Source organism: Paraburkholderia acidisoli (genome assembly GCF_009789675.1).
In the GTDB taxonomy this organism is placed as follows: domain Bacteria; phylum Pseudomonadota; class Gammaproteobacteria; order Burkholderiales; family Burkholderiaceae; genus Paraburkholderia; species Paraburkholderia acidisoli.
This window is the reverse complement of sequence record NZ_CP046913.1, coordinates 2808195-2821194: the sequence shown is the minus strand read 5'-3', so window position 1 is coordinate 2821194 and position 13000 is coordinate 2808195. Positions and strand designations below refer to the sequence as shown.

Annotated in this window: 11 protein-coding genes and 1 pseudogene; 4 read left to right on the top strand and 8 right to left on the bottom strand. The window is 66.0% G+C overall.

All coding sequences use genetic code 11. The annotated features are described in order from the left end of the window. Window positions 1-82 precede the first annotated feature (82 nt). Window positions 83-718 (bottom strand): TetR/AcrR family transcriptional regulator, encoded by a 636-nt coding sequence (locus FAZ98_RS12420; RefSeq protein ID WP_158951492.1) that lies wholly within the window; start codon window positions 716-718, stop codon window positions 83-85. Between the two features lie 198 nt (window positions 719-916). Between FAZ98_RS12420 and FAZ98_RS12415 the strand changes: the two genes are divergently transcribed. The 3 genes from FAZ98_RS12415 (at window position 917) to FAZ98_RS12405 (ending at window position 4660) form a co-directional block, all read left to right on the top strand. Further along, the gene (locus FAZ98_RS12415; protein WP_158951491.1) at window positions 917-2203 is read left to right on the top strand and encodes an MFS transporter; all 1287 of its coding nucleotides are present in this window, start codon (window positions 917-919) and stop codon (window positions 2201-2203) included. Between the two features lie 222 nt (window positions 2204-2425). After that, the gene (locus tag FAZ98_RS12410) at window positions 2426-3028 is read left to right on the top strand and encodes a nitroreductase family protein (protein ID WP_158951490.1); all 603 of its coding nucleotides are present in this window, start codon (window positions 2426-2428) and stop codon (window positions 3026-3028) included. A 372-nt stretch (window positions 3029-3400) separates the two neighbouring features. Further along, window positions 3401-4660 carry an Hsp70 family protein gene (locus tag FAZ98_RS12405; RefSeq protein ID WP_158951489.1) on the top strand — a complete coding sequence of 420 codons (1260 nt, stop codon included), beginning with the start codon at window positions 3401-3403 and terminating at the stop codon, window positions 4658-4660. A gap of 210 nt (window positions 4661-4870) precedes the next feature. Here the strand turns inward: FAZ98_RS12405 and FAZ98_RS12400 are convergent, their stop codons facing one another. Beyond that, complete coding sequence (locus FAZ98_RS12400) at window positions 4871-5074, bottom strand: cold-shock protein (protein WP_027797379.1); 204 nt, start codon at window positions 5072-5074, stop codon at window positions 4871-4873. Between the two features lie 434 nt (window positions 5075-5508). Here FAZ98_RS12400 and FAZ98_RS12395 point away from each other — a divergent pair, with 434 nt between their 5' ends. After that, window positions 5509-7104: an APC family permease gene (locus tag FAZ98_RS12395; protein WP_158951488.1), complete on the top strand. Its 1596-nt coding sequence runs from the start codon at window positions 5509-5511 to the stop codon at window positions 7102-7104. 128 nt (window positions 7105-7232) lie between these two features. Here the strand turns inward: FAZ98_RS12395 and FAZ98_RS12390 are convergent, their stop codons facing one another. The 6 genes and pseudogenes from FAZ98_RS12390 to hemA all read right to left on the bottom strand — a co-directional run. Then, entirely contained in the window at window positions 7233-8027 is a 795-nt protein-coding gene (locus tag FAZ98_RS12390; RefSeq protein ID WP_158951487.1) for a DODA-type extradiol aromatic ring-opening family dioxygenase, read from the bottom strand. Window positions 8028-8175: 148 nt separating this feature from the next. Next, window positions 8176-8796: a UbiX family flavin prenyltransferase gene (locus FAZ98_RS12385; RefSeq protein WP_325072341.1), complete on the bottom strand. Its 621-nt coding sequence runs from the start codon at window positions 8794-8796 to the stop codon at window positions 8176-8178. Between the two features lie 210 nt (window positions 8797-9006). Further along, window positions 9007-9318, bottom strand: coding sequence for a Grx4 family monothiol glutaredoxin (gene grxD, locus FAZ98_RS12380; RefSeq protein WP_158951485.1), 312 nt, complete (start codon window positions 9316-9318; stop codon window positions 9007-9009). Window positions 9319-9436: 118 nt separating this feature from the next. After that, window positions 9437-10294 carry a peptide chain release factor N(5)-glutamine methyltransferase gene (gene prmC / locus FAZ98_RS12375; protein ID WP_158951484.1) on the bottom strand — a complete coding sequence of 286 codons (858 nt, stop codon included), beginning with the start codon at window positions 10292-10294 and terminating at the stop codon, window positions 9437-9439. A 37-nt stretch (window positions 10295-10331) separates the two neighbouring features. After that, on the bottom strand, window positions 10332-11414 hold the full coding sequence (gene prfA / locus FAZ98_RS12370; RefSeq protein WP_158951483.1) for a peptide chain release factor 1: 1083 nt from the start codon (window positions 11412-11414) through the stop codon (window positions 10332-10334). Window positions 11415-11718: 304 nt separating this feature from the next. Then, window positions 11719-12996: pseudogene (gene hemA, locus FAZ98_RS12365) on the bottom strand (glutamyl-tRNA reductase); the annotation flags it as partial. Between the last annotated feature and the right edge of the window lie 4 nt (window positions 12997-13000).

The following is a 13000-nucleotide window of genomic DNA, read 5'->3' as shown; positions in this document are numbered from 1 at the left end:
CGATCGCCGGCCGGCGCGGCTGTCGCAGGCGCGTTCGGCAGATTCCCGGCTTTTCAGTCCGATGTCGACGGGAGCACCGAGATCAAACGGCCACCGCCGGGCACGCCGATTCGATCAACACCCGCGCCGTGCGCGGCGCGGCGGCAATGCGCCCGCAACCGGGGCCGTAGGTCTGGCTCGCGGCGTAAATGCCTTCGATCAACAGCGCCAATTGATCGGCGAGCGCGGCCGGGTCGTCGGCGCCGGCCTCCTGTGCAAGGGCGGTAAGCCGCGCCATCAGCTTCGACTTGTGCGCGCTCACGCTGAGCCGCGCGGGATGCGAAGCGTCGGGGAATTCGGTCGCCACGTTCACGAACGGGCAACCGCGGTAGCCCGGCTGCGAGGCGCGCTGCGCCAGATCTTCGAAATATTGCAGCAGCTGTTTTGCCGGCTTGCCCGGATGTTTTGCCAGACTCTCGTCGAAACGCACGAAGAAGCGCGCGTCGTAGCGTTCCAGATACGCGACCACGAGATCGTCTTTCGACGCGAACTGGCGGTACAGGCTCATCTTGTTGACGCCCGCGCGCTCGACCACGGCCTCGATGCCGACGGCGCGCACGCCTTCGAGATAGAACAGGTCGTCGGCGGCGCGCAGCAGCAGTTCGCGCGCGCTCGCGCCGGCGGTGTGCGCCCGTTTGGCGGCGGGTGCGGGCGTATCGTCGTGACGTTTGTGGTTCATAAGCACATCTCGCGATGAGGGGATTGCTTGACAATGTTACCGAGCGGTCACTACTATCGCAACACATTTGTGACCGATCGGTAACAATCCGGCGAAAATTCCGGCGAAACCCGATCGAGCGCGTGGTCGGCGGCGTCTTCGACGTTGCGCGGCGGCGCCTATCGCGATCGGTCGAAACAGAGCCAATCAGGAGCAGAGATGAACTGGGCAGCAAGACGGTTGGGTGGGCGCTTCCATTACGGCTGGGTCGTCGTGGCGGTGGTCTTCTTCGTGCTGCTGGCGGCGGCCGGCACGCGCGCCACGCCGAGCGTGATGATGATTCCGCTCGAACACCAGTTCGGCTGGAGCCGCGCGACCATTTCGCTCGCGATCTCCGTGAATATCGCGCTCTATGGCTTGATGGGCCCGTTCGCGGCGGCGGCCATGCAGCGCTTCGGCGTGCGGCCCACGCTGCTCACGGCGCTCGTGACGATGGCGGCGGGCGTCGCGCTCTCGTCGATGATGACGCATCCGTGGCAGATGATCCTCGTGTGGGGCGTGATGGTCGGCGGCGCCACGGGCGTGGCCGCGCTGTCGCTCTCGGCCACCATCGTCACGCGCTGGTTCACCACGCATCGCGGCCTCGCGATGGGCATCCTCACCGCGAGTTCGGCCACGGGGCAGCTCGTGTTCCTGCCGTTCCTCGCCGCCATCGCCGAAAAATACGGCTGGCAGCCGGTCGTGTTCGTGGTGGCCGCGGCGCTCGCCGTCGTGGTGCTGCCGGTGATCCTCCTGTTGCCCGAGCGGCCCGCGAACCTGAGCCTGCGCCCGTTCGGCGAGGCGCACGATGCCCCGGTCGCGCCGCCCGCGCCGCAGCAAAATCCGCTCAAGATCGCCTTCGACGCACTGTTTTCGGCGAGCAAGACCCGCGACTTCTGGCTCCTGTTCTTCAGCTTCTTCATTTGCGGCGCCAGCACCAACGGCTACGTGGGCACGCACCTGATCGCCATGTGCGGCGATTACGGCATGACCGAAGTGCAGGGCGCCTCGCTGCTCGCGACGATGGGCATCTTCGACCTGTTCGGCACCACGCTCTCGGGCTGGCTCTCGGACCGCTTCAACAGCCGCGTGCTGCTGTTCTGGTACTACGGGCTGCGCGGCCTCTCGCTCATCTATCTGCCGCACGCGTTCGGCATCGACTTTTTCGGTCTGCCGGTCTTCGCGGTGTTCTACGGCCTCGACTGGATCGCGACCGTGCCGCCCACCGTGCGTCTCGCCACCGACGTCTACGGCAAGGAGCGCGCGCCCATCGTGTTCGGCTGGGTCGTGGCGGGGCATCAACTGGGCGCGGCCTTCGCCGCGTATGGCGCGGGCCTGCTGCGTTCGAGCCTCGGCACCTACACGGTGGCGTCGATGATCTCGGGTGGTTTGTGTCTCGTGGCGGCGCTGCTCGTGCTGCGTATCAATCGGCGTCCGCGCGCCGTGGGGGTGCAGCCGGCGGCTTGAGTGGCCGGGCGAGCGGGCGGCAACCGGATCGCATCTCGCCGGCCTCGGCACCCGGCCAGCCGCCCGATTGAGCGCCCGACGGAGCGCACGACGGAGCGCACGACGCGCGAACCACGCACCGTGCCGCATCGACGCCGTCCCCCGTGTTGAGCGCTTTTCACGGGCTGCGGTTATGCTAGTGTCCCCCGGGCGACGCGCCCGCCAACCAAGGACATCAGAGGCATGACGAAGCACAAACCCGCACCAACCGCTGTGCCCATCCATGAACTGATCGCCGGCCGCTGGAGCCCGCGCGCGTATTCGAGCGAACCCGTGAGCCGCGAGGCGCTGCACGCGGTGATCGAGGCGGCGCGCTGGGCGCCGTCGGGCTATAACCTGCAGCCGTGGCGCTTCATCGTGTTCGACCGCTCGGCCGACGAAGCCGCGTTCAAGCGCGCCTTCAACACGCTCGTGCCGTTCAACCAGCAGTGGAACGCGCCCGCACCGGTGCTGATCGCCGTCACGGCCCAGACGCTCACCGCGAAGGGCGACGTGAACCGCACCGCGCAATACGACGCGGGCGCGGCGGCCATGTCGCTCGTCTTGCAGGCGCATGCACTCGGTCTCGCCGCGCACCAGATGAGCGGTTTCGACGTGAACGCCTTCCGCACCGAATTCGCCCTGCCGAACGACGTGGAGCCGCTCGCGATCATCTCGATCGGCCACTACGGCGACATGGACAAGCTCGAACCCGTGCTGCGCGACCGCGAGAAAGCGGAACGCGCGCGCGCGAACGTCGGCGAAATCGCTTTCGAGAACGCCTGGAAGCAGCCTTTCAAGGGCTGATGTCGTTGCGTCGAGCGGCCGCGCTTAGCGTCACTCGCGCATGCGAACCCCAACGCGCGGCAAGGTCCGCGCGTTTTTCGTTGATGGCGCGCCGTCCACGCACGCGAGACGGCCTGCCGATGCGGGCATCGGGGTCGCATCGCGCATGCGTGAAAGCCGATCATTCTGTCATCGCACCGGCGCGCACGGCGTCACGCGTGCGGGCCGCCGCCCGCGCACTGGCCACACCTTGCGCGGCACGCCGCGTGCTTCGCGCATCCGGGGGCCGGCGGCGCCTTGCGGTTGCCCGGCGCGGCGCTTTCGTGATACAAAGCCCGTCCTCCCCCGTCCTTCCTTTCGAGCGTGCGCAGTTCCCTGCGACGCGCCTTTGCCATGACCAGCTTTTGCGCGATTGACTTCGGAACGTCCAATTCAGCGGTGGCGCTGCCCGCCGCAGCCGGCGACGCCATGCGCCTCGCGCCGGTGGAAGGCGCTCACACGACCTTGCCGACGGCGGTGTTTTTCAACGTCGACGAACACACGCGCGAGTTCGGCCGCTCCGCGCTCGCGTCCTATATCGACGGCTTCGACGGGCGGCTGATGCGCTCGATGAAGAGCATTCTCGGTTCGTCGCTGGCGGAAACCACTACCGATCTCGGCGACGGTAGCGCGATCCGCTACACGGACATCATCGCGATCTTCCTCGAACACCTGAAGCGCAGCGCCGAGCGTTGCGCGGGTGCGCCGATCACGCACGCCGTGCTGGGCCGCCCGGTGTTTTTCGTCGACGAAGACCCGCGCGCCGACCGTCTCGCGCAGGATCAGCTCGAAGCCGCCGCGCGCGGCGTGGGCTTTCGCGAGATCGAGTTCCAGTACGAGCCAATCGCGGCGGCATTCGACTACGAATCGCGTCTGACGAAGGAAGGGCTCGTGCTCGTGGCCGACATCGGCGGCGGCACCTCGGACTTCTCGCTCGTGCGCGTGGGGCCCGATCGCATGACGCGCCTCGAGCGTAAGGACGACGTGCTCGCGCATCACGGCGTGCACGTCGCGGGCACGGACTTCGACCGCCGCGTGGAGCTCACGAGCATCCTCAGCGAACTGGGTTACCGCTCGCTCGACCCGGAAGGCCGCGAAGTGCCCAATCGCATTTATTTCGATCTCGCGACCTGGCACCTCATCAACACGATCTACACGCCCAAGCGCACCGCCGACCTCAAGCTGATGCGCCACCTTTACCCCAACACGCGTCAGCACGACCGGTTGATCCGCGTGGTGGAGCAGCGCCTCGGTCATGCGCTGATGGCGCGCGCGGAGGAGGCGAAGATCGGCGTCTCGGCGGGCGGCGAAACGATGATCGATCTCGAAGCGGTGGAAGCCGACCTGCGCCTCGCGTTCGACGACGCGCAACTGGTCGAGGCGGGGCACGAGGAAACGCGCCGCATCGTGCAGGCCGCGCGCGATACGGTGCAGGTCGCGGGCGTGGCGCCCGGCGAAGTGAGCGCGCTCTATTTCACGGGCGGCTCGACCGGCCTCGTGTTCCTGACCCAGGCGCTCGCCGAGGCGTTCCCCGGCTCGCAGGCGGTGTTCGGCGACCGGCTCGCCAGCGTGGCAACGGGCTTGGGTATTCACGCACAGCGTTTGTTCGGCTGAAGGTGCCGGCGCAAATGCGCCGGGCCAATGAGTTTGGCGGTTTGACTTCGCCTGGCTGGCCCGCATTGCGCGGCCCGCGCAGGTGGTTTCTACGATCTGCGTAAAATCGCCAGACGATAAAAAACCCCACCTTCAAGGAGAAGCGTGGGGTTTTTCGGTAAGCTTGCCGGCAGAAACGTGTTTTGCCGGGAGTGCCTACAAGCTCAGGTCTTAGACCGGCTTGATGTTGGCAGCTTGCTTGCCCTTCGGGCCCGTACGGACTTCGAATTGAACCTTTTGGTTCTCTTGCAGCGTCTTGAAGCCGTCGACCTTGATTTCCGAGAAGTGCGCGAACAGATCTTCGCCGCCGCCGTCGGGGGTGATAAAGCCAAAGCCCTTAGCGTCATTGAACCACTTGACGGTACCGGTTTCCATATTACTTTCCTAAAAATGAATGAAGGCCGAAGCCCGAGAGGTGCATGAAAATCAAGGAAGGGGTATGGGACCAACCGGAGTACCGTTGATGGGCGAACTACGAAAGACCTATTCACACTCGCCGCTTGAAATCCTGCCCGAACTTTATACGGCTAATTGCGAGGAAGGTCAACTAGCTATAAGGGTAAGTCCATAGTTTTTTAGCGCAGGGTCGAAACAAAACCTTACAAAGCTTGATAAGCAAATGATTTTTTTGTATTAGGCTGCACTTTTTTGAGACCTTCGCGCGGTGCAACCGTTAAACTACGCGCCGCGCGACAAGTTGCGCCTACAGGCGCAATCCATCGTGTGGAGGTGCGACTGCCACAGGGAAACCCGCCCGCAAAACAGACGGGATATCGTGGTGTCGAGCTGCTCTTGAAACAGGAGAAGACGTGAAAAGTTCTATTCAACGGAACATCGGCCCGTTTGCGCTGATGTTCACCGGCCTCGGGTCGATCATCGGTTCGGGCTGGCTGTTCGGCGCATGGAAGGCCGCGAAAATCGCCGGTCCCGCCGCCGTCTGCGCGTGGATCATCGGCGCCGTGGTCATTCTGGCCATTGCCCTCACCTACGCCGAACTCGGCGCCATGTTCCCGGAATCGGGCGGCATGGTGCGTTACGCGCGTTATTCGCACGGCGCACTGGTGGGTTTCATCAGCGCGTGGGCGAACTGGATCGCCATCGTTTCGGTGATCCCGATCGAAGCCGAAGCTTCCATTCAATATATGAGCACGTGGCCCTACGACTGGGCGCATGCGTTATTCGTCGACGGGTCATTAACCCATTCCGGGTTAGGACTGTCCGCGCTGCTCGTGATCGTGTACTTCATGCTGAACTATTGGGGCGTGAAGCTGTTCGCGCGCGCCAACAGCGCGATCACGATCTTCAAGTTCATCATTCCGGGTCTCACGATCATCGGCCTGATGAGCACGGGCTTCCACCACGAGAACTTCGGCGAGTCGAGCACGTTCGCGCCCTACGGCTGGTCGGCGGTGTTCACGGCGGTCGCCACGAGCGGCATCGTGTTCGCGTTCAACGGCTTCCAGAGCCCGATCAACCTCGCGGGCGAAGCGCGCAATCCGTCGAAGAGCGTGCCGTTCGCGGTGATCGGCTCGATCCTCTGCGCACTCGTGATCTACGTGCTGCTGCAGGTCGCCTACATTGGCGCGGTCTCGCCGGCTGACGTCGCGAAGGGCTGGAACACGTTCAACTTCAAGTCGCCGTTCGCGGAACTCGCGATCGCGCTGAACCTGAACTGGCTCGCGATCCTGCTGTACGTCGACGCCTTCGTGAGCCCGAGCGGCACCGGCACGACCTACATGGCCACGACCTCGCGCATGATCTACGCGATGGAGCGCAACAACACGATGCCGGCCATGTTCGGCAACGTGCACCCGTTCTACGGCGTGCCGCGCCAGGCGATGTGGTTCAACCTGCTCGTCTCGTTCATCTTCATGTTCTTCTTCCGCGGCTGGAGCTCGCTCGCGGCGGTGATCTCGGTCGCCACGGTCATTTCGTACCTGACCGGCCCGATCAGCCTGATGGCGCTCAAGCGCGCCGCCACGGACATCGAGCGTCCGCTCACCGTGCCGTTCATGAAGGTGATCGCGCCGTTCGCGTTCGTGTGCGCCTCGCTCATCCTGTACTGGGCGAAGTGGCCGCTGACCGGCGAAATCATCCTGCTGATGGTCGTGGCGCTGCCGGTGTACTTCTACTTCCAGGCCAAGCAGGGTTTCGCTGGCTGGGGCGCGGACCTGAAGGCCGCCTGGTGGCTGGTTGCCTACCTGCCGGTGATGGCGGTGCTCTCGCTGATCGGCAGCAAGCAGTTCGGCGGCAGCGACCTGATTCCCTACGGCTGGGACATGCTGGTCGTCGCGCTGTTCTCGCTCGTGTTCTATTACTGGGGCGTGCATACGGGTTACCGTACGCCGTACCTCGAAGAGCGCAACGAACACGACGAAGTGCTCGAAGGCATCGGTTCGCACTAAGCGTTCGAATCTGCGTGCCGCGCCGTCAAGCGCGGCGCGTCGGGAAAAAGCCCGCCCGAAGCGATTCAGGCGGGCTTTTTTGCGTCTGGCGATTGCGCAGATGATTGCGCCGATGATTACGCCGATGATTACTGCACGGCGCTCCCGAACACGTAGTTCGTCATGGCCAGCGCGCGCTGGTAGGTGCCGAGCGATTGCACGCCGAGCGTGTAGTCGTCGTCGGCGGCGCCGAGCGCGGCGAACACGGGCAGCAGATGCTCGTCGGTCGGGTGCATGTACTCGGCGTGCGGGGCGCGCTTGCGATAGTCGAGCAAGGCGTCGATATCACGCGCGGCCAGGTGATTCTCGAACCAGTCGGTGAACTCGGTCACGCGCGGATCGGCGTCTTCGGGGCGCGCCGAGAAGTCGGCGGCGCGCAGATTGTGGGTGATCTGGCCCGAACCGACCACCATCACGCCTTCGTCGCGCAACGCACGCAGCGCGCGGCCGAGCGCGAAATGATGCGCGGCGTCGGCGCGCGGCTGGATCGAGAGCTGCGCAACGGGCACGTCGGCGTTCGGGAACATCAGCAGCATGGGCACCCACGCACCGTGGTCGAGGCCGTGCGCTTCCTCGTCGACCTGCACGCCTTGCGCGCGCAGCAGTGCCGCCGCGCGTTGCGCCGTTTCGGGCGCGCCGGGCGCCGGATACTGGATCTCGTAGAGCGCGCGCGGAAAGCCGTAGAAGTCGTGAATCGTTTCGGGCTGCGTGGCGATGCTCACCGCCGGGCGCTGCGTGTACCAGTGCGCCGAGAGCATCAGGATCGATTGCGGGCGCGGCAGGTGGTCCGCGAGCGAAACGAAACCTTCGCGCGGCATCGACGGGTCGATCGGCAGCGTGGGCGCGCCGTGGGAAATGAACAGGGTGGGTGTACGGTCGGTCATGATCGTGGGGCGCGCGGGTTTTAAATTCGGCGCGCGAAAAATAACGGGATTGCGATCAATATAAGACCCCACCGCGGGGAATTAAACGAGGCGAAACGGAATTGATTGTGTCGCCGATGTTGATAATCGGCGAGGCGAAATCGGGCCGTTATTCGGCTGCGCCGCCGAGCCCTTGCCATGCCCGCGCGAGCGCGGGGCCGAGCGCGAACAGGTCGAGCACGCGCGCGACGGTGTGATCGACCATGTCGTCGATCGAGGCGGGCTGGTTATAGAACGCGGGCAGCGGCGGGAAGATCACGCCGCCCATTTCCGTCACGGCCGTCATGTTGCGCAGATGCGCGAGGTTGAACGGCGTTTCGCGCACCAGCAGCACGAGGCGGCGGCGCTCCTTGAGCGTGACGTCGGCGGCGCGCGCGATGAGGTTGTCGGAGAGACCGTGCGCGACGCTCGCGAGCGTCTTCATCGAGCAGGGCGCGACGATCATGCCGTCGGTCGCGAACGAGCCCGAGGCGATCGTGGCGCCCACATCGCGCACCGCATGCACGACGTCGGCGCGCGCGTGCAGATCGTCTTTGCCCAGCGCCAGTTCGTGCTGGATGTTGAGCCAGCCCGCCGCCGAAACCAGCAGATGCGTTTCTACGCCGCCCACGCGCCGCAGCATGTCGAGCATGCGCACGCCGTAGATCGCGCCCGTGGCGCCCGTGATCGCGACGATCAGCCGGCGCGGCGGGTTCGCCGTGGCGTTCGGGGTGGCGGCAATGTGGTTCACGAAGATAAGCGGGCGGGGAAAAACGCGGATGACGCGCGAGGCGCGCAACGGCAGACAGGTGAATGAGCGGTGCGGCGCGGCCGTGAAGCGCGGCCACGAAGCGCGGCCACGAAGCACGACCATGAAGCACCGCATCGGCACCGCATTGAGCGGCGCGTCCGGCCTGCGCTCACGCGCTTACGCAGCGCGGGCCGGAACGCCGAAACACCCTCAAGCCGCGGTGAACAGCTGCTGCAGTTCGCCGTTCTGGTACATCTCCATCATGATGTCCGAGCCGCCGACGAATTCGCCCTTCACATAGAGCTGCGGAATGGTCGGCCAGTTCGAGAATTCCTTGATGCCCTGGCGGACTTCGTCGTCCTCGAGCACGTTGACGGTCTTGAACTGATCGACGCCGCAGGCTTTCAGGATTTGCACCGCGCGACCGGAGAAGCCGCACATCGGGAACTGCGCGTTGCCCTTCATGAAGAGGACGACGGCGTTTTCGTCGACGATCTGCTTGATGCGTTGTTGGGTGTCCATGACTGACCTTGCGATTTGAATTGATGCGGAATACGTTGGATTGCAGGATGAAATGATAGCGGATTTCGCCTGCGCGGGCCGGGCGCTCCCGAGCCGCCGAAGCGGCCGACTCGCGACGCTACTGCGCGAGTCGCCCGCCGCTGATACGCTCGATGCCCGCCAGATCGCGCTCCGAGCGCACATCGGCGAAACCGGCGTTTGTCAGCAGCGCGCGCACCGCGGCAGCCTGATCGTAGCCGTGCTCCATCCACAGGACGCCGCCCGGCACGAGATACGCGGGCGCGCCGGCCACGATCGCGCGCAGGGCGTCGAGACCGTCGGCTTCGTCGGTGAGCGCGCCGCGCGGCTCGAAGCGCAGGTCGCCCTGGTCGAGATGCGGGTCGCCGTTCGCGATATAGGGCGGGTTGCTCACGATCGCGTGGAAGCGCGGCGCGGCTTGCGCCGAACCCAGCGCGTCGTACCAGCTGCCTTCGGCGAACGCGAGCGCGCCGCCGGGGCGTTGCGCGTCGAGCAGTTTTTGCGCATTGCGCGCGGCCACGGCGAGCGCGGCGGCCGAGCGGTCCACGGCGCACACGCGCGCGTCGGGCCGCGCCGAGGCGATCGCCACGGCAATCGCGCCGCTGCCGGTGCCGAGATCGAGCACGCGCGGCTGCGCGACGCCTTCGAGCGCGGCCAGCGCCGTTTCCACCAGCAGCTCGGTTTCGGGGCGCGGGATCAGCACGTCGGGCGTCACGTCGAAGTCGAGACCGAAGAACTCGCGCGCGCCCACGAGCTGCGCGACGGGTTCGCCCGCGGCGCGGCGCGTTTCCAGCGCGCGGTAGCGAGCGACCTGCGCGGCATCGAGCGGTTCGTCGCCGCGCGTGATGAGCTGCGTGCGGCGCCAGCCGAGCACGTGCATGAGCAGCACGCGCGCTTCGAGCGCGGGCAGCGGCGAGGCGCGCAACAAGACTTCGGCGGTGAGGGCGGGTTCGCTCACGGGGTCGGCTCTCTTGGTCGGCTTGCAGTCGGCTTGCTTAGTCGGCGTCGCCGAGCGAGGCCAGTTGCTCGGCCTGATGCTCGGACACCAGCGCGCCGATCAACTCGTCGAGATCGCCGTCCATCAGCGCTTCGAGCCGGTACAGCGTGAGGTTGATGCGGTGGTCGGTGAGCCGCCCTTGCGGGAAGTTGTAGGTGCGAATGCGCTCCGACCGGTCGCCCGAGCCCACCAGACTCTTGCGCGTGGCCGCTTCCTTCGCGTGCGCTTCCTGCTCCTGCTTGTCCTTGATGCGCGCGGCCAGCACCTTGAGCGCGCGATCCTTGTTCTTGTGCTGCGAGCGGTCGTCCTGGCATTCCACGACAATGCCGGTCGGCAAGTGCGTCACGCGCACGGCCGAGTCGGTCTTGTTGATGTGCTGACCGCCCGCGCCGGACGCGCGGAACGTGTCGATGCGCAGATCGGCGGGATTGATCTCGACTTCGCCGATCTCGTCGGCTTCCGGCATCACCGCGACCGTGCACGCCGACGTGTGGATGCGGCCCTGCGTTTCCGTCGCGGGCACGCGCTGCACGCGATGGCCGCCAGACTCGAACTTGAGCTTCGAATACGCCGCTTCGCCCGCAATGCGCACGATCACTTCGCGGTAGCCGCCGAGATCCGACTCGCTCGCCGACATCATTTCGATCTGCCAACGATTGCGTTCCGCATAGCGCAGATACATGCGCAGCAGGTCGCCCGCGAACAGCGCCGACTCGTCGCCGCCCGTGCCCGCGCGAATTTCGAGGTACACGTTGCGGTCGTCGTTGGGGTCCTTCGGCAGCAGCATCATCTGCAATTCGTGCGCGAGCTGCGCCATGCGCTCGCGCGACGCCTTCACTTCCTCTTCGGCGAAATCGCGCATCGACGCATCGCTGAGCAGATCTTTCGCCGCCGCTTCGTCGTCGCGCGCCTGACGCCACTGCGCGTACTGCTCGACCACGGGACCGAGTTCCGCGTGCTCGCGCGTGAGCTTGCGGTACTGGTCGCGGTTCGACGTCACGTCGGGGCGGCTCAACAGGTCATTGAGCTCGGCCAGGCGTGTCGTCAGCTGGTCGAGCTTCGATTGCATGCTCGTTTTCATCGGGCGGTGCGGAGCGGGCTCCGGAAAGGACTGCGAAAGAGAGGATGCCGGTGGTGCCAAACGGCGGCCGGACTGGCTAGCGGAACCCGCTGGCAGGAATCACTAACGGACTGGCGCGGGTGCGCGGTGCGGCGGGTGTCGCGGCCGGTCGTGCGCCGCGCGCAGGCGGCATGCCGGACGCCGAGCCCGAAGGCGAGCGCCGCTAAAGATCGGACGAGCCGGACGAATCAGACGAATCGGAGGATTCTGCAGGATTCGACGCGCGCGGGGAAGCGGCGTCGGTGTCGTCGTCGGCCTTGCCTTTGGCGGGCTGGCCGTGGCGGTAAAAGCCGCCCATCAGTTCGATGAGCGAGTCGCGGTTCTCGCCGCGCGTGGTGTTGAGCGCGTGCGTGGGACCGTGGATCAGCTTGTTGGTGAGCGACTGCGAGAGCGCTTCGAGCACGGCGGCGGGATCGTCGCCGCGCGCGAGCATCTTGCGCGCACGGTCGAGTTCGGCGCGGCGCAGCGCGTCGGCCTGCGTATGCATATGGCGGATGACCGGCACGATGCTGCGCGAGTCGAGCCACTGCATGAAGTTCTCGACGCGCGACTCGATGATGGTTTCCGCCTGCGCCACGGCCGCCTGACGCGAGGCATTGCCTTCTCGCACGATCGTGCCGAGGTCGTCGACGGTATACAGGAACACGTCTTCGAGCTGGCCGACTTCGGGCTCGATGTCGCGCGGCACCGCGAGGTCGACCATGAAAATGGGGCGGTGACGGCGCGCCTTCACCGCGCGCTCGACGGCGCCGAGCCCGATGATGGGCAGCGTGGAGGCCGTGCACGAGACGATGATGTCGAACTCGTGCATGCGCGTGGGCAGGTCGGAGAGCGGAATCGACTTGCCGCCAAACCGTTCCGCCACATAGCGGCCGCGTTCGGCGGTGCGGTTCGCGACCACGAGTTCGCGCGGCTGCTGGGCCGCGAAGTGCGCGGCGCACAGCTCGATCATTTCGCCCGCGCCGATGAACAGCACGCGCTGGTTGGCGATCTTGTCGAAGATGCGCTGCGCGAGCCGCACGGCCGCGGCCGCCATCGACACCGACTGCGCGCCGATCTCGGTCGAGGTGCGCACTTCCTTCGCCACGGCGAAGGTGCGCTGGAACAGCTGGTTCAGGTAGGTGCCCAGTGCGCCCGCTTCGGTCGCGGTGCGCACGGCGTCCTTCATCTGGCCGACGATCTGGGTTTCGCCCAGCACCATGGAATCGAGCCCCGAGGCCACCCGGAACGCATGACGCACGGCTTCGGACTGCGGCAGCGTGTAGACGTGCGGCGCGAGTTCCTCGGCGCGAATGCCGTGGTACTGGGAGAGCCAGCTCACGGCGGCTTCGCGCGAGCCTTGCGCGTCGGTCGCGCAATACAGCTCGGTGCGGTTGCAGGTGGAGAGAATGGCGGCTTCCGGCGCGCTCAGCGAGCGCTTGCCGGACCACGCTTCCTTGAACAGGGCGAGCGCGGGCTTGATCTGTTCGAGCGGAAACGCCACGCGTTCGCGCAAGGCGACGGGCGCGGTGTGGTGATTGATTCCGATCGTTAGAAGCTGCATACCA

Excerpts from the sequence above, each read along its gene's own strand:
- FAZ98_RS12420 (WP_158951492.1), bottom strand. The coding sequence starts at position 718 with ATGAACCACAAACGTCACGACGATACGCCCGCACCCGCCGCCAAACGG.
- FAZ98_RS12415 (WP_158951491.1), top strand. The coding sequence starts at position 917 with ATGAACTGGGCAGCAAGACGGTTGGGTGGGCGCTTCCATTACGGCTGG.
- FAZ98_RS12410 (WP_158951490.1), top strand. The coding sequence starts at position 2,426 with ATGACGAAGCACAAACCCGCACCAACCGCTGTGCCCATCCATGAACTG.
- FAZ98_RS12405 (WP_158951489.1), top strand. The coding sequence starts at position 3,401 with ATGACCAGCTTTTGCGCGATTGACTTCGGAACGTCCAATTCAGCGGTG.
- FAZ98_RS12400 (WP_027797379.1), bottom strand. The coding sequence starts at position 5,074 with ATGGAAACCGGTACCGTCAAGTGGTTCAATGACGCTAAGGGCTTTGGC.
- FAZ98_RS12390 (WP_158951487.1), bottom strand. The coding sequence starts at position 8,027 with ATGACCGACCGTACACCCACCCTGTTCATTTCCCACGGCGCGCCCACG.
- grxD (WP_158951485.1), bottom strand. The coding sequence starts at position 9,318 with ATGGACACCCAACAACGCATCAAGCAGATCGTCGACGAAAACGCCGTC.
- prfA (WP_158951483.1), bottom strand. The coding sequence starts at position 11,414 with ATGAAAACGAGCATGCAATCGAAGCTCGACCAGCTGACGACACGCCTG.